Genomic DNA, 16,474 nt, shown 5'->3' with positions numbered 1-16,474 from the left:
CACCTCTCCCACGGCCCGGAACCCACCACATCGCCGAGGAGCACCCCATGGCCACCCGACCGCACACCACCCAGCGTCCGGCCCGCCGCCGCCCCCGCACGACCCGCACCGGCCGGGCCCTCGACGGCGTCGGGCTGGCCGTGCGGTTGACCGCCCGCGACCGGTGGCTGATCCACGCCCTGTTCGACCACGAGGTCCTGACCACCGCACAGATCGCCCTGGCCGCGAACACCGGCCTGCGCAGCACCCAACGCACCCTGCGCCGCCTGTACGACCTGGGTGTCGTCGACAGTTTCCGCCCCTACCTCGAAGTCGGCTCCGCGCCCGAGCACTACACCCTCGGCACCTTCGGCGCCGTGGTCCTCGCGGCCGAACGCGCCGTCGACCTCAAGGACTCGGGCTGGCGGGCCGACCGCAGCGCCCGCATCGCCCACTCCCCATGGCTCGGCCACACCCTCGGCCGCAACGACCTGATGATCCGCCTGGCCGCCACCCACCACACCGACCCCACACGGCGGTTGACGCTGTGGGCGTGCGAACGCATCTGCGCGACATTGTGGGGCGACCACGTCCACCCCGACGCCTACGCGCACTATTGCCACCGTTCGCACCAGCCGGGCCACGCCGCCCGGGAGGGTGGTCGGAGCGTGGCGTTCTTCCTCGAATACGACACGGGCGCCACCGCGCTCGCCCGCGTGGACGCGAAACTCGCCGGCTACGCGGGACTTGCCGCCACCACCCACCCGCGCACCCCCACCCTCGTCCTGATCCACACCGGCACCCCCCGCCGCGAAGCCGCCGTGCGTGCCCGCCTGCAACCGACCGCTGCCCGCCTGGACATCCCGGTCGCCACCACCCACCACGCGCTGACCGCCGGCGGATCTCTCGCCGACGCGGTCTGGCTGCCGCTGACCGGCACTGCCGCCCGCACCGCCCTGCTCGAACTCCCCACCCACTACCGCCACCTGGCACCGGCACCCACGCCACCGGGCACGTGGACCCCGGATCCCGACGCGGCCGATTCCGGCGCGCTGCGCTGGCCCCCCGCCCCACCCCTGCCCCCACCGCGCACCAGGCCGCCTGCGGAGCGAAGGGGCGTGACGTGATGGCGCCCCTCGGGAAGATCGCGGCCGGCTGCGCGGGCGCGTTCCTCGCCCTGCTCGTGTTCGCAGGCGCCCTGCTGACCGCCCTCGCGGGCGCGTTCGGCAACGCTCTGACCGGCGGCGACTCCGCCTCCGCGTTGGCCGACGCGAGCGACGAGGCCCGCAAGGACATCCCACCCGCATACCTGACCCTGTATCAACAGGCGGCGGCGACATGCCCGGGGCTGTCGTGGACCGTGCTGGCCGCGATCGGCAAAGTGGAGACCGACCACGGCCGCAGCACCCTGCCCGGCGTTACCTCCGGCGCCAACGGCTCCGGCGCGATGGGGCCCATGCAGTTCATCGGCTCCACCTGGGCCGCCTACAACCCGCCCGGCAGCATCGGCCACGCTGGCGGGGCACCCGACGTCTACAACCCCGCCGACGCGATCCCCGCCGCCGCGCGCATGCTCTGCGCCGAGGGCGCCCGTGACAACCGCAATCTGCGCGGTGCGATCTTCGCCTACAACCACGCCGACTGGTACGTGAACCAAGTCCTCGCCCAAGCCGCCAAATACGCCGCACCACCGACCGCCGCAGCCGGCGGCATGCCGTCGAACGAGGCCGTCGCCAAGGCCATCGCGTTCGCCCGCACCACCATCGGCACCCCCTACGTGTGGGGCGGGGACGGACCGGCCGAGGGCGGCTACGACTGCTCGGGCCTGACCAAGGCCGCCTACGCCGCCGCCGGCATCACCCTGGAACGCGTCGCCCAGGACCAGTACTACTCCATGCCCCGCCTCCCACCCGGCACCCCGATCCAGCCCGGGGACCTCGTCTTCTTCGGAACTCCGGACAACGTCCACCACGTCGGACTCGCCGTCGACGCCACCCGCATGATCGAAGCCCCCCGCACCGGAATCCCCGTACGCCTGGGCCCGATCCGCTACCCGGGCAACGATTTCCTCGGCGTGACCCGGCCAACCGCGAGGACACCGTGACCACCCCCGCAGCCCTCCCCGACCCCACCGATCCCCGGGCGGTGGAGGCGGAGATCGCCAGGCTGCGCGTGCTGTTGGCCCAGCTGACCGCGGCCCTGGTCGGAGTGGCCGCGCTCGCCCTGGTGTTCACGGCGGTGAACGTGACCGCTTTCGCCCGTGATCACGGGGTCTCCGGCTCGATCGCCTGGCTCTTGGACCCGATGCTCGCTCTCGCCCTGGCCACCGGCCTGCTCACCGACTCCCGCCTCGCCGAACACCACGTGCGGCCGCCCGCGTGGGGCAGCGCGCTGCGCTGGTTCACCGGCATCGCCACCCTGACCGTCAACACCTGGACCGCGTGGTGGCCCACCGGCGGCGTCGGCGTCCCCCGCGACGCCGACGCCGCCGCGGTCGTCCTGCACTCCATCCCACCCGTCCTGCTGATGCTCCTGGCCGAGGCCGTCGCCGCCTACCGCCGCCGCATCACCGACCTCATCACCCGACTGCGCACACCACCCCCACCCCCACACCCGCAGCCGCGCCCGTCGGGCACGCCGCCGCAGCCGGCCGGAACACCGCCCCGGCCGCAGCCCCCGCAGTCCGTCGCGAACGAGCCCACGCCCACCCCGATCGTCGCCTCCGCACCGCCCACACCCACCCCGCCCCAAGACGGCCGGGACGGCTCGGACGACCTCTACCTGGCCGCGTGGCGCCTGGACCAACGCACCCGCACCGAGACCGGACGCCCCGCGTCCATCCGCCTCATTCGCCGCACCCTGCGCCTGAAACAAGACCGCGCGGTCCACTTGCGCGCCTGGCTCAACGATCACCCCCCGACGTCCTCGTGACGCCCGGCCCGCGGCGGTGACCTGCGAGGGTAACGACGCGTGTTACCCGGGGTAACACGTGTTACCCGTCTGCTGCCCGCACCCTGCCGCCGTGAAATGCCTTGCGGTAAAGGCGACTTGACTCTGCGGGCGAAACAGAGCGTCCATGGAGCCAGCCCGGAACCACCGCGTAGGCCACGCGCCGGGCCCACCCCGGCCGGGGACCCCATCCGCACCGTCGAGACAGGGAACCCACCATGCCCGAGAACACCCGTACCCAATCCGCCGAGCGCCTGTGCACCATCCTCGCCGACACCGCCTCCTCCGACGAGTTCACCGCGCGGGCACTGTCCGAGGCCACGGGACTGGGCCGCTCCACCGTCACCAAGCTCCTCGCACACCTCGAGGCCGAGGGCGCCGTGTACCGCGAGAACCCCCCACGCGTGAACGGCAGGCCGCAGCCCGCCCTGTGGCGCCAGGCCCAGGGCGCCACCACCGCCCCGAAGCCCACCGCCGCCGACCCGACCGCGGACCCGGACACCGCCACCGACGGCAACCCCACCCCCGACGTCCCCGAGGCCGCCGACACAGACACACAGGAGCCGGGCGATGCCGCCACACCGGACACCCGGCGCCCGCCCACGACCGACGACTTCGACCCGACGGACGCGGGGGACACCGACCAGGACGCGCCCGCGCCGGCGCCCGCCCGAACCGGCGAAAACACCGACCCGACCGGCCGCCCCGACGAGACGACGCCGGCCGACGCCCCCACACCGGCGCAGTCCTCGAAGAGCCGGCTGCGCCCCGGCGTGCTGCGGGACCGGGTCCGCGCCCATCTCCACGACCGCCCGACGGGGGAGTTCACACCGGGCGAGATCGCCCGTGTCCTGGGGCGCAGTTCCGGCGCGGTGGCCAACGCCCTCGCCGCCCTCGTCGCCCACGGCGACGCGATTCTCTCGTGCCCCAAGCCCCGCCGTTACCGCGCCGTACCCGCCGCCGAAGTCCCGGAGCAGGCCACCACCGGGTGACCCGATTCCCGAGGGGCGTCCCCGTGACGGGGCGCCCACCCTCCCCACCCGGGGCCGGCCGCGCCCGGCCCGTGATCGGAGATTCCGTGACCACGACGGCCGCACTCGTCTCGATCCACGCCTACGACGCGGAACTGGCAGCGTTCCGTACCCACACCGCCGCCGGGCTCGCCGAACTCCTCGCCCGCACCCTCCTCTCGATGTGCCCCCGCGCCCACACCCTGCGGCTGCCGACCATCGACGCCCACCCGACCCCCGACCACCTCCCCGGCGACACCGACCGACCGCTCGTCCTCGACCGCGACAACCGCGTGCTGTTGCGGGTCGCCGACCGCCACCTCCCGCACGTCACCGACCCCACCCTGCTCGCCCTGTGGGAACCGCTGACGCCGCACGAGCCCGACGCGCTGCTCACCGTCATCGACGCCCTGCGCCGCGCCGGCGCGATCCTTGCGCGCCACCTCCACGGCGCGGAGCACCTCCCGCTCTCCGACGACGCCGTGCGTGCGGCCGGCGGACACCGACTGCGCTGGGCCGACCCCTACGCCCGCCACGCCGACCCCCATGATCTCGACGCCGACGCCGCGCGCCTGCAGGTCGCGGCCGATGCGCACGCCCGCCTTCTCGCCGACACCCTGCGGGCACAGCACCCCGACGCGCACTACCTCGTCTTCACGTTCGAACACCATCCCGGAGAGGACGAGGCGTACATCGACCTCGTCCACATGCTCGACGCCGAGGGGACGATCGTGCGGGACTTCGACTTCCCCGCTCCAACCCCCACCCCCGTGCCGCAGCACCTGCGGCTCGCGTGGGGATACACCCCGCGCCACCTCGACCTCGTCGAGGCCGTCCGTCGCCTGTACCGCGCAGGATTCCGATTCGACGAACTCCCCCACGGCGAACACCGCCTGCCCCACGCCCCCACCTACACCGAACCCGTCTACTGCCTGCGCCTCACCGCCCACGCACACGCACGCCACTTCCACGACGACCACCACAACGGGCGGAACGCCCGAGGTCGACACCGCCGGCTCCAGCCGATACCCCCGAGGTGCCCCGAATGACGTGGCTCTTGGCGGCCCCGGCCACCGGGCGTCAGTGCGCCGACCCGGGGATCGGGCGTCGCACCTCGGACGGTGCGCGCGGGAGAGGCCGACGGGTCGTCCCCTTTGTTGCGGCGGGCCGGGCGGGCCAAAGCTTCACGTTGGTCTCACCGGACTCGAAACCTGCCGGCGTCGACCGGACACGGTCGGCCGTGGACCAAGCGAAGTCATCGTGTGCCATCTGGACGATCCGGACCGGCCAGTGACCTGGCGGTTCCACAGGCCGCCATACCGAGTTCGGTGGGGTGCGGTGCAGGAGGTCGCGCCCAGCGCAAGGAGTACGGCAGAGTCAGGTTCCGATCGGGAGGGATCAGGCCGCGACGCCGAGCTCCCTGCGGGTGCGGTGCAGGAAGTCTCGGACGGCGGTTTCCCTGCACCAGGGGGTGAGTGCGGTGTTGAACTCGCGGACGTAGTCCTTGGCCCGGCTGGATCGGACGGGGGCGAGGATGTCGACGGCCTGAATGCCGAGCGCCAGACCCTGGTCGAGGTCCTTCGCCTGGAGGTGGGCGGTCCCGACGATCGTCAGGCGCATGCCGACCGAGCGGGTGAACACGCCGGTCGGCATGGCGGCGGCCTGAGCGTTCCAGGCCAGCGCGGCTTTGGGGTTTTTCAGGTCGCGGAAGACCTCGGCGGCGTCCGCGGAGAGCCGGGCGTGATGATAGAAGTCGATCCAGGCGGGTTCCTCGGCGCCGTCGCGGGCCTGGTCGAGCAGGCTCTCGGAGGCGGCCAGCGCGGCCGAGGCGGCCTTGGCGTTGTTGTCGCGGGCATGGGCCCTGGCCTCGATGAGCGTGGTGAAGGCCAGCACCCTGGGGGCCGCGTCGCCCTTGGCCCGCTGGAAGGCGCCCTGGGTCATGTCGATGGCTTCGCTGGCGAAGCCCCGCAGCAGGGTCTGCATCGCCATCGTGGTGAGGACATAGCAACCGAGCTCGACGTTGCCGCCGGCCCTCGCGAGGCGGAGGGCCTGGATGAAGTGCCGCTGGGCGGCGTCGTGCTGGCCGACGTCGAAGGCGGTCCAGCCGGCCAGGCGGGACAGCTCGGCGGTCACCGAGAACAGCCAGCGGCCGACGTCGCCGCTGAACGAGCCGTTCAGTAGCGGCACGGCGCGTTTTTGCAGGCAGTCGGTGACGGAGTTGGCCCTCCAGCTACCGCCGCCGTATCTCGAGTCCCACCTGCGGGCGTCGTCGGCGGCGTCCCGCAGCTCGGCGAGGTCGGCGGCGCCGACCCGGCCGGGGCCCCGGTGGGCGGGGCCGTCGTCGGCGGGGGTGACCAGCCAGCGGGTGACCGGGGTGGCGAACGCGGAGACGGCGAAGCCCGTTCCGGTGAGGAAGTCGCGGCGGTTCACAGTGCTCCAGAACAAAGTGGCGACGCGCAGGGCGTCGGCGAGGTCTCGCGGGAAATCCAACCCCACGTCCTTGTCCGGTGTCTGCGCATCCGCCATACCGATCTCCGCCAACTGCACCGGCCGCCCAAGCCGTTCGCCGATGGCCCGGGCCAGCAGCCTGGGCACCGGCCAGTCGGGCACCATGCCGCAGCGACACCAGTTCGCGATCGAGGTATGCGTATATGTCGTGGTCAACCCGGCCTCGTGAGCGAGCTGGTTCACGCGCAGAGCCAGCGATTTGTGGCTGGCCCCGTCACACTTTTCGATCATCCGGGCCAGCGCGTCGTTTGGCGGTTTGACCCGGCGGGTGGTCGGCGCCACAGCGTCCCCCTCATCGGTCCCGCGCGGCTCTGCGCGGAAGTCGTACGCGACTGGGCACGAGAAGTTGTACATCCGGCACCGAGGCCGGATCACCGAGGGTATTGCCCTCGCCGCTCGCGGTGAACCGCTTACGCGAGTCGTGAGCCCCCTGCGAGCCCTGCTTCGGTCCTTCGGTCCGGCCGGACGCGGCTTCGAAGGCAGGTGGTCGGCCTCGCGGTGGTTGGTAAGACCGGGGTGTGTAGAGGTTGACGGGTTTTCCGGCGCCGAGAGTGTTGGTCGGGTTCGGCGGGCGGGGGCTTGGTCGACCATGCCCGCAAGTAGCGTTGCAGCGTGGCCCAGGGCGCCAACCAACGGCGGACGACCCGGATTGCTCGGGCCAAGCCCGGGACGCCACGGTGTGGCCCCAGGCTCTGGGTTTCCGGAGTCGTGTCCGCTTCGTGTACGCCTTGGTCATCGTGTCCTGGCCGATTTCGCGTGCGGCCTGGGCCCGAGCGTTGGCGTTCGAGCCAACTGGGCCACCTCCTGGCCGTGATGGCCTTCCCCGCCGTGTCCATGGGCACAGTGCCGCTGCGGGCACGCCGGGACTCGATCCCGCCGCTGGAGTCGTTCCTCGTTGCACAGACCCGGATTTCTTCCGGCAAGTAGCTAACCGACAGCATCAATGTCGCCAACCCCCTCGACGATGATCACACAGCGTCCTAGAGTTCTGGCTGTCCGTCAGATGCGTTGGTGCGTCGGGACTTTGCACAGAGTCAGGGGGGCTCATGGGCGATTCCGGTGCGTTCGAACGCGCAGTCGCGGCGGCTGTCTCGCGCTTTGGCGCGGACGTGAAACCCAAGCTGAAGGGCCCGGGGGGGCCGGAGGACCAACTACGCGGACCGTTTGAGATACTGATTCACGCCGTCAGCAACGCGCTGGGTCTGACAACAGTCATGCACGGCGAGGTCCGATTAGTCCACTTGGATGCTCGGCCTGACTACGCGGTCGATGTCGCCGACGTGCTTACCGGCTACGTTGAACTGAAGAGACCAGGGCTCGGAGCTGATCCAGACAGCTTCTCCGGCAAGAATGCCGTGCAGTGGAGCAAGCTGCGGCTGCTGCCCAACGTCCTCTACACCGACGGCAACGAGTGGGGCCTATACCGCAATGGCCAGCGTGTGGGAGAGATCGCGCGGGTCGCCGGCAAGGTCCAGACCGCCGGCGCGAGTCTGGTGCCCCGTGACGGCGATGTCGCACGGGTCATGTACGACTTCTTGACTTGGAAGCCGGTCATCCCTCGGAGCGTTGGGCAACTCGTTCGGGCCGTCGCCGGACTATGTCAGCTCCTGCGCTCAGAGGTGCAACGAGCATTGGAGCTGGAAGCGGTAGGTCAGCGCAGTCCGATGCTCAGCGTTCTTGCGGAAGGCTGGCGCAACCTGCTCTTCCCCGACGCCAGCGATGAAGCATTCTCTGACCAATACGCGCAGACCGTTACGTTCGCACTGCTTTTAGCACGTGTCGAGGGCATCACGTTTGATGGTCGCGACATCACGCAGATTGCCAAAAAGCTCGGCAAGAAGCACTCGCTGATGGGGAGCGCTCTCGCGGCGCTCACAGACGACTCACTCTCGGGTCTAGCCACCACCCTCCAAACCTTGGTTCGCGTGATCGGAGTGGTCGACTGGGCGCGCCTCGACGACGGCAGCGGCGATGCGTACCTTCACCTCTACGAGGACTTCCTCGCTGTGTACGACCCGGAGTTACGCCAGAAGACGGGCTCGTACTACACGCCGAACGACGTGGTCCAGTTCATGGTCAGTTTCACCGATGACATTCTGCGCACCCGGCTCCATCGCAGCCAAGGATTCGCCTCAACCGACGTTGTTGTCGTCGACCCCGCAATGGGCACCGGTACCTTTCTTCTCAACGTCATCGATCGAGCCGCCGAGGCCATCCGCGAAGTGGAAGGCCCTGGGCAGGTGGGTCCTCGCCTGCGAGAACTGATAGGCCAGAGACTCGTGGGATTCGAGAAGCAGACCGGACCGTATGCCGTCGCCGAGCTTCGTCTCTACGAATCCCTCAGACGTCACCACTCAGATGTCCCTGCCGACGGTCTGCGCATCTACGTCACCGACACGCTGGAGAATCCGCGAGGCGATACCGGATGGCTGCCGCTGACGTACAAGCCCCTAGCCGAGTCCCGTCAGAAGGCGAACCAAGTCAAGAACTCCGAGCCCGTCCTCGTCGTGTTGGGCAATCCACCGTACGACTCGGTCACCACTGGAGCAGGGAAGTGGATTGAGAACGGTGACCCTTCACGCCACGAACCGCCGCCGCTGAATGCCTTCCGCGCGAAGGGTAACGGCCGCTACGAGTCGGTCATGAGCAATCTGCACGCCTTCTTCTGGCGATGGGCCACCTGGAAGGTGTTCGACCACCACCCTGAATCCCCCGACGGAGTTGTGGCGTTCATAACCCCATCTGCGTACCTGAAGAGCGCCGGCTTCGCGGGCATGCGCGAATATCTGCGTCGGACCACGGATGAGGGTTGGATCATCGACGTCTCTCCCGAGGGCCACACCCCGGATGTCCCCACGCGGATCTTCCCCGGTGTCCGGCAACCGTTGTGCATCGGGATCTTCGTCCGTTCTGGAGCGCCCTCACCCCAAACCCCTGCCACGGTCCACTACGCCGCTGTCACAGGGAGGCGCGCGGAAAAGTTCGCACAGCTTCGAACCCTTAGCCACACAGGCACCAATTGGTCGGACTGCCCGGCCGGCTGGCGAGACCCTCTGCTGCCGATCGGTAGCCAGATCTGGGAGACGAGTCCTCTCCTGGGCGACCTTATGCCGTGGTCTTCTCGTGGAGTCACCCCCGGTAGGGTCTGGGTGTACGCGCCCATGCCTTCTACACTGGAACGACGCTGGGCGCTGTTCTTGGCGGCCGACACCGAAACTCGCCGCGAAATGTTCCGCGAAGCCCGCGACCGCAAGCTCACGACCCTCGTGCCTGCGCTTCCCGGCGTACCGGAGCACCACGGGAGCCTGGCCGACGAGGCCCGACCGCATCCTGCGCCGGTGCGCGTCGCGTACCGGTCCTTCGATCGCCAATGGCTCATCCCTGACAGCCGGCTGATGGAGGTGCCTCGACCCGACCTTTGGCGTGTGCGCAGCAGCCGTCAGATTTTCGTGTCCGAACAGAATGCCCATCCCGTCACCGGCGGCGCGGGTCTCGTGTTCACCAGCCTCATTCCCGACATGGACCACTACAACGGCCGCAGCGGCTGCGTCCGACCGCTCTACCGCGATCAGGCCGGCACCACTCCCAACGTGGCCCCGATGCTCCTTCAGGTGCTCGCACGACGACTTGGTACACGGGTTCCCGCTGACGACCTCCTTGCCTACATTGCTGGTGTGACCGCCCACCCTGGCTACACCATGCGCTTCCAAGAGGACCTCCAGGTCCCCGGAATTCGGATTCCTCTCACCGCTGATCCCGGGCTATGGCGGTGTGCTGTCGAACTCGGGCGCCGATGTATCTGGCTGCACACGTACGGCGAGCGTTTTTCGGACCCCGACAACGGTCGGCCCGAAGCTTCACCGCAACTGCCACCGGACTTGCGCCCGTTGTCCCGGGTGGAGATCCCCGACTCCGAGATGGGCATGCCCGACACCATCCGCTATGACAGCGAGACCGAGACGCTACACGTGGGTTTGGGAGAGATCCAGCCTGTGCGCGCCGAAGTATGGGAGTACCGAGTCTCCGGTATGCAGGTAATCAAGAAGTGGTTCGGCTATCGCAAGAAGAGCCCGGCCGGGCGACGGCAGTTGCAGCTCGACCACGAAGTCAGCCGTACTTGGTCCTCTCGATTGACCACAGAACTCTTGGAACTACTCAACGTTCTGGCACTGCTTGTTGAGCTCGAGGCGGAGCAAGGCCACACTCTCGATTTGATCTGCGCGGCCGAGCGCATCACAAACGCAGAACTTACCGCAGCCAGCGTCTTTCCGGTCCCAGCTCACACTCGCAAGGCTCTTCCCGTAGACGAGCAAGCGCTCTTCTGACTGACCGACCGCCGGACGGACCTGCTTGTCCTCGGCCCGCAGTTCTCGCAGACTGGATCACACGCCTACCGTTGCCAAGCCGTCGCCGTGGCGGCCGATGTCAATCCGTCGTGCCCCTTGCTGCAGTCGGCCCGTAGCCATCCGGAACCTTTAGCCTCGCGCTTTCATGAGGCAGGGTGTCTGACATGCGGTCAGAAAAGCGGGAAGTGCTCCTGACCTGCAACGATGGGACTTCTCTAGGGTCCTGTCGGCTGCACGGAAAGAAGCACTTCCCAGGTGAAGAAGGATAGCGGTTCGTATCCGCGTGTCCGGGTCGAGGCCGGTGGGTCGGGGATCGTTTCGCGGGCCGGTGGGGTGCTGCTCACCGGGACGGCCCGTGCGGTCGGGTTGGATCGCGCCTTGTCGGGCGCGCTCGCCCCGTGGCGGAAGGCGCGGGCGGTCCACGATCCGGGGAAGACCGTCCTGGACCTCGCGATGACGCTCGTGATGGGCGGGGACTGCCTCGCGGACGTCGCGATCCTGCGGGAACAGCCCCACGTGTTCGGTCCGGTGGCGTCCGACCCGACCCTCTCGCGCCTGGTCACAGCCATGGCCGCTGCGGGACCGAAGGCCGTGACGGCGATCCGGGCGGCCCGCGCCGCGGCCCGTGAACGGGCCTGGAGTCTCGCCACGACGGCGTCGCCGGTGGCCGACGGTCGGTTGACCGTCGACCTCGACGGCGTCCTGGTCACGGCGCACTCCGACAAGGAGGGCGCCTGCCCGACGTGGAAGAAGACGTTCGGGTTCCACCCGTTGTGGACGTTCGCCGACCACGGCGCGGACGCGACGGGCGAGCCGCTTGCGGTGCTGTTGCGGCCGGGGAACGCCGGGTCGAACACCGCCGCCGACCACATCGAGGTCACCCGGCAGGCCCTCGCGCAGGTCCCGAGGAAGCGCCGACGGGGACGGAACACACTGATACGGACGGATTCGGCCGGCGGCACCCACGACTTCCTCGCGTGGCTCTCCCGACCGGGCCGGTGGCTCTCGTACTCGATCGGGTTCACGATCACCGATCGGATCCACGCGGCGATACTGCGCGTCCCGAAGGCCGCGTGGACACCCGCCTACGACGCCGACGGTCGCCCGCGTGAGGGCGCGTGGGTCACGGAGGTCACCGACATGCTCGACCTCACCGCGTGGCCGAAGGGCATGCGGGTGATCGTACGCAAGGAACGCCCGCACCCCGGCGCGCAGTTGCGGATCACCGATGTCGACGGCAACCGGTGCGTGGCCTTCGTCACGAACACGGCCGGCGGGCAGCTCGCGGACCTCGAACTGCGCCACCGCCGACGCGCCCGCGCGGAGGACCGCATCCGCCAGGCGAAGGCGACCGGCCTGCGGAACCTGCCCCTGCACGGTTTCGCACAAAACCAGGTCTGGTGCGAACTCGTATCCCTCGCCTGCGAATTGATCGCCTGGACGCAGATGCTCGCCCTGACCGACGACGCCCGCCGATGGGAAATAAAGAAGCTCCGCTTCCGCCTCTTCTCCACCGCGGCCCGCCTGGTCCGCACCGGCCGACGGGTCGTCGTCCGCCTGCCCGACCGATGGCCTTGGACCGGGCACATCCTCGAGGGAATCGCCCGACTCGACCAACTCGCCGCACCCACATGACACCCGACCCGATCGCCCCGACGAACCGAGACAAAACCCGGAGACGTGGAACCCGGCGCCCACCCGACGCGACAATCGGGCCACCGGCATGCCCAAGCCCCAAAAAGGCCGCACCTCACCAGCACAGAGTCCCCGTCAGCGAACCGACGAGGACTCATGAACGATCGAGGTTAGCGCGTCCGCCACCCGACAACCCGACAACCGGACAACCGGACAACCGGACAACCGGATAACCACCTCACACTCTTCACGGACGACTTTCAATACCGGCGCGAGGGTTACTCCATCGGCAAGCTCTCGCTCACGCTTGCCGAGAGGACCCTGCGCCTGAAACAGGACCGCGCCGTCCACCTGCGCGCCTGGCTCAACGCCCCCCGACGCCCGGCGCAGCGGTGACCTGTGAGGGTAACGGCGCGTGTACTCTGGGTAACACGCGTTACCCATCTCCCGTTTGCATCCTGCCGCCGTGAAATGCCGTGCCGGGAAGACGACTTGACTCTGCGGGCGGAGCAGAGTGTGCATGGAGCCGCGCCCGGATCCACCGCGTAGGCCACGCGCCGGGCCCACCCCGGCCGGGGGCCCGCTCACACCGTCGAGACAAGGAACGCTCCCAACTCAGCCTGCGAGCTGCGTTGGGACGTATTGAAGGCGGCCGTCCAGTCCTGCGGCCGACAAGCCGAGATGCGCATCGTCGGCGACGGAATCGAGACCATTGCCGGAGGTCAGGCAAGGTGATCGTACGTGTACGCAAACCCGGTCCCGCAAAAGGCTCCTGACCACGCAAGGGGAGGTCTGCGCGTTCACCGGCCCCACTCCGGCCCTGATGCTCGAGGCGGCACATCCGTACAGCTACGCCGAGGAAGGACGACACCACGACCAGAGAGGCCTGCTCCTGCGCAGTGATGTCCATCGTCTCTTCGATCTCAGGCACGTCTGCGTCGCCCCGGAGACCGGAGTACTGGAGCTTTCGGACTATCTCGTGAAGCAGCCGTGCAATGCCTCCCTGCACGGACAGGCCGTGCACATTGCCCTCCATAGGAATCACCAGGCGTGGCTCCCCCGACACTGGAACTCGCATCGCATCTCAAGGGCCTGAACACGCACCGAATCTCTTCCGGAAGTCCGAGGGTCGTTCAAGGAAAAGACGAACGTGCTGTTTTTTGAGACCACGATGCCCTCGTATGCGTCCACGCCGGTCCACGCAGCAGAGCACTGGCAACCCGACAGGGGGAACCATGACTGCGCGCGGGTTCGCCGCCGAACAGCTCCTCCCCGGCGGCCCCGCCGCAGGGCGATGACCTCGGCGGCCGGGCCACGCCGTTGTCGAATCGATCGGTTCAAGGCATCCCAGGTGCGAGGCTCGACGCCGAAGCTCGATGACCGTTGCCGTGACGGCTGGACTGCCGCACGTGTTTCGTGTGTCGCACTGGCGTATTCGGATCGGTTATGCCTTTCCGGCGGGGAAGTACCGTTCGGTCCGGTCGAACCCGGACGGACCCGGGCCTGGTGGTTCGGTTTCCGGGGTGGTTCTCGCTGGATGCGGCCAGCCGTGCATGGTGATGCCGGTGTCGCCGTGCAGGTAGGCGCGAAGTCCCGCTTCCGGGTAGGGGATCAGGTCCTCGGGCAGATCGTGCACGGCGAACCACGCCAACCGGAGGCATTTGTCGGGTTCGCGGTTGACGGGTTCGTTCTCCCATGTGGTGGCTTCGAAGAAGAAGCCGATGCGGTCGGGTGCGTCGTTGCCTTGGTGGTGGTGGACGGTGTGGACGAGACGGAGGTGGCCGGGGTCGACGACGACGCCGGTTTCCTCGTTTGCCTCGCGGGCGGTGGCCGCGGTCAGTGTCTCCCCGGGGTCGAGTTTGCCGGAGGGGGCGTGCCATCGGCCATACCCGTAGGGGCCGCCGCGTTGGGACAGGAGGATCTTGTCTCCGTCGCGGAGGATGAGGTGTACGTCGATGACTGGGGTGGTGGGGTCCATGTTCTCTGTTCGGGTGGGGGGACGTGGTCGGGGGTGACCCTAGCCGAGGTGATTCCGGTCGCGTGCACGATCGCGGCGGCGACACTCGCGGGGGTGATGGTGTCGGTGTCCAGGCGCAGGACGGGTATGGCCATGTCCTGCAGGGTGGTGATCGCTTGTTCGTACAGGTCGAGTTCGCGGGTGACGTTGTCGGGGTCGTCCTCGAAGCGGTGGTGGGATCCGCGTGTGTGCAGGCGTCGGGTGATGGTGGGGGCGGGGGCGGTGAGTACGACGGCGAGGTCGGGCAGGGTGATGCCGGTGTTGATGGCCCGGATGAACTCCGCCGGGACGCCGTCGAGGCGTTGGAGGACGAGGCTGGAGGCGAGGTAGCGGTCGCAGACCACGGTGTGGCCGGCGGCCAGGTGGGGGCGTATCTCCGTGTCGAGGTGGTGGTGTCGGTCGGCGGCCACGAGCAGGGCCAGGGCGGTGCCGCGTACCTCCTGGGCCAGGCGTCGGGTGGCGATGCCCAGGGCGCTGCCGGAGGGTTCGGTGGTGGGGTGGACGGTGTGCCCGGCTTCGCGCAGTCGGTGGGTGATCGCGGTGACGGTGGTGGATTTCCCGACTCCGCCGGGGCCGTCCACGGTCAGGAAGTATCCGGGGGCCTTCATCGGGCGTCCGTCGGGGGGTGGGTGCGGGCGTATTGGCGGCGGGTGAGGTCGGCGAGCCGGCGGCGGAGGGTGGGCAGGGGGGTTTGGGAGAACGCGATGCCGACGGAGAAGTTGAACTCGTCGCGCTGCCGCATGCCTTCGTTTGCGCCGTCGTCGGTCAGGTCCACGTCTTCGTAGGCCTGCATGCGGTCGGGGTCGTGGCCGGCCCGGACGAGCCGGTTCCATACGGGTGAGCCGGGGTAGGGGCGGAACTCGAACACCGAGGCGCGGAAGGTGCCGGGCAGGCGGTCGGACAGGGCCCACAGGTGTTCGATGTGTGCGACGGTCGCGGTGAGGTCCGCGGTGTGTTCGTCGGGGTAGCCGAGGATGAAGTAGCCCTTGACGTCGATGCCGCGTTCCATCAGGCGGCGGGCCACCGTGAGGGTCATGGCGGTGGTGATGCGTTTGTCCATCATCGCCAGGACCCGGTCCGAGCCGGATTCGATGCCGAGTGCGACCTCGCGCAGGCCGTTGGCGGCGAGGGTGTCGAGCATGGCGTCGTCGAGGCGGTGCAGGACGTTGATGCGGCCGGTGGCGTCCCAGACGTAGCGCTCGCCGGTGTGGTCGCCGGTGAAGGCGTCCATGGCGGTGCGGATGATCCGTTCGGCGCCGAGGAACAGGTCGTCGACGAACCGGAACGCGGTCGCGCCGTATCGGGCGTTGAGGTGGTCCAGTTCGGCGAGGATGCCCGCCGGGGTGCGGGTGCGGATCGTGAGGTCGCGGTTCATGGAGACTGCGGCGCCGCAGAAGCCGCAGTCGTAGGGGCAGCCGCGCGAGCCGACGATGTTCGCCTCCACCCGTCCGTCGGCCGCCCGGTAGGGATCCTGGGGCAGGAACGCGCGGTCCACGAGGGGGAGTTGCTCGACGTCCGGGGACAGCCAGGGATTCGGGTCGCCGCGGTGGCGTCCGACGGCGATGGCGTCTCGGTGGGGGTCGCGCCACATCACCTGCGGGAGTGCGGCGCGGCGGGTGTGGTCGTCCAGCAGTGCGGCGACGCGGGTTTCGCCCTCGCCCAGGACCAGGGCGGTCAGTCGTTCGAAGCGCGGATCGCACAGCACCGTGTGTGGCATGGCCTTGGCGTGGTGGCCCCCGGCCATGATTTTGATGTCCGGGTCCAGGGCGTGGGCGATGCGGGCGGAGAGGGCATAGGTGGGGGCGAGGAGGTTGAATCCGGCCCAGCGTGGTCGGGCCCGGTTCACGATCGCGGCGCTCTCGTCGATGCCCAGGCCGTGTGCCTCGGCGTCCAGGAGGCCGACGTTGTGGCCGGCGTGCCGGGCGTGGGTGGCGATGTAGGCCATGCCGAGTACGGGAAGGGTGTAGTCGTTGACGCGTGGGCGCACGGTGTAGTCGCGCAGGGGAGCGTTGACGAACACGGCGTCCAGG

At 69.2% G+C, this 16,474-nt stretch carries 12 protein-coding genes; 8 read left to right on the top strand and 4 right to left on the bottom strand.

All coding sequences use genetic code 11. The annotated features are described in order from the left end of the window. Nucleotides 1-47: 47 nt before the first annotated feature. The 5 genes from ACH4XV_RS40575 (at nucleotide 48) to ACH4XV_RS40555 (ending at nucleotide 4,987) form a co-directional block, all read left to right on the top strand. Nucleotides 48-1,106 (top strand): replication-relaxation family protein, encoded by a 1,059-nt coding sequence (locus ACH4XV_RS40575; protein WP_395798299.1) that lies wholly within the window; start codon nucleotides 48-50, stop codon nucleotides 1,104-1,106. Further along, on the top strand, nucleotides 1,106-2,083 hold the full coding sequence (locus ACH4XV_RS40570) for an NlpC/P60 family protein (RefSeq protein WP_395798320.1): 978 nt from the start codon (nucleotides 1,106-1,108) through the stop codon (nucleotides 2,081-2,083). Before ACH4XV_RS40575 ends, ACH4XV_RS40570 begins: the two co-directional genes overlap by 1 nt. Beyond that, nucleotides 2,080-2,910, top strand: coding sequence for a hypothetical protein (locus ACH4XV_RS40565; RefSeq protein WP_395798297.1), 831 nt, complete (start codon nucleotides 2,080-2,082; stop codon nucleotides 2,908-2,910). The genes ACH4XV_RS40570 and ACH4XV_RS40565 overlap by 4 nt, the downstream gene beginning before the upstream one ends. Nucleotides 2,911-3,146: 236 nt before the next feature. Then, on the top strand, nucleotides 3,147-3,920 hold the full coding sequence (locus ACH4XV_RS40560) for a helix-turn-helix domain-containing protein (RefSeq protein ID WP_395798295.1): 774 nt from the start codon (nucleotides 3,147-3,149) through the stop codon (nucleotides 3,918-3,920). An 86-nt stretch (nucleotides 3,921-4,006) separates the two neighbouring features. After that, complete coding sequence (locus tag ACH4XV_RS40555) at nucleotides 4,007-4,987, top strand: hypothetical protein (protein ID WP_395798293.1); 981 nt, start codon at nucleotides 4,007-4,009, stop codon at nucleotides 4,985-4,987. Between the two features lie 349 nt (nucleotides 4,988-5,336). Here the strand turns inward: ACH4XV_RS40555 and ACH4XV_RS40550 are convergent, their stop codons facing one another. Beyond that, a complete protein-coding gene (locus ACH4XV_RS40550) occupies nucleotides 5,337-6,728 on the bottom strand; it encodes a sporulation protein (RefSeq protein WP_395798291.1) in 1,392 nt (463 codons plus the stop codon). Between the two features lie 764 nt (nucleotides 6,729-7,492). Here ACH4XV_RS40550 and ACH4XV_RS40545 point away from each other — a divergent pair. The 3 genes from ACH4XV_RS40545 to ACH4XV_RS40535 all read left to right on the top strand — a co-directional run bounded on the left by ACH4XV_RS40545 (nucleotide 7,493) and on the right by ACH4XV_RS40535 (nucleotide 13,523). Then, nucleotides 7,493-10,771 carry a type ISP restriction/modification enzyme gene (locus ACH4XV_RS40545; RefSeq protein ID WP_395798289.1) on the top strand — a complete coding sequence of 1,093 codons (3,279 nt, stop codon included), beginning with the start codon at nucleotides 7,493-7,495 and terminating at the stop codon, nucleotides 10,769-10,771. Nucleotides 10,772-11,047: 276 nt separating this feature from the next. Further along, complete coding sequence (locus ACH4XV_RS40540) at nucleotides 11,048-12,427, top strand: IS1380 family transposase (protein ID WP_395798287.1); 1,380 nt, start codon at nucleotides 11,048-11,050, stop codon at nucleotides 12,425-12,427. A gap of 712 nt (nucleotides 12,428-13,139) precedes the next feature. After that, a complete protein-coding gene (locus tag ACH4XV_RS40535) occupies nucleotides 13,140-13,523 on the top strand; it encodes an HNH endonuclease signature motif containing protein (RefSeq protein ID WP_395798285.1) in 384 nt (127 codons plus the stop codon). Between the two features lie 348 nt (nucleotides 13,524-13,871). Here the strand turns inward: ACH4XV_RS40535 and ACH4XV_RS40530 are convergent, their stop codons facing one another. From ACH4XV_RS40530 to ACH4XV_RS40520, 3 genes are read right to left on the bottom strand one after another with little or no spacing between them, the layout of a single operon-like run. Next, the gene (locus ACH4XV_RS40530; RefSeq protein ID WP_395798318.1) at nucleotides 13,872-14,342 is read right to left on the bottom strand and encodes an NUDIX domain-containing protein; all 471 of its coding nucleotides are present in this window, start codon (nucleotides 14,340-14,342) and stop codon (nucleotides 13,872-13,874) included. Next, entirely contained in the window at nucleotides 14,264-15,052 is a 789-nt protein-coding gene (gene tmk, locus ACH4XV_RS40525; protein WP_395798283.1) for a dTMP kinase, read from the bottom strand. The genes ACH4XV_RS40530 and tmk overlap by 79 nt, the downstream gene beginning before the upstream one ends. Further along, nucleotides 15,049-16,464, bottom strand: coding sequence for a B12-binding domain-containing radical SAM protein (locus ACH4XV_RS40520; RefSeq protein WP_395798281.1), 1,416 nt, complete (start codon nucleotides 16,462-16,464; stop codon nucleotides 15,049-15,051). Before ACH4XV_RS40520 ends, tmk begins: the two co-directional genes overlap by 4 nt. Nucleotides 16,465-16,474: the final 10 nt, after the last annotated feature.

Source organism: Embleya sp. NPDC020630 (genome assembly GCF_044334985.1).
Taxonomy (GTDB): Bacteria; Actinomycetota; Actinomycetes; order Streptomycetales; family Streptomycetaceae; genus Embleya.
Note: the sequence above shows the minus strand (reverse complement) of the source record. Positions and strands in the feature narration are given on the sequence as shown.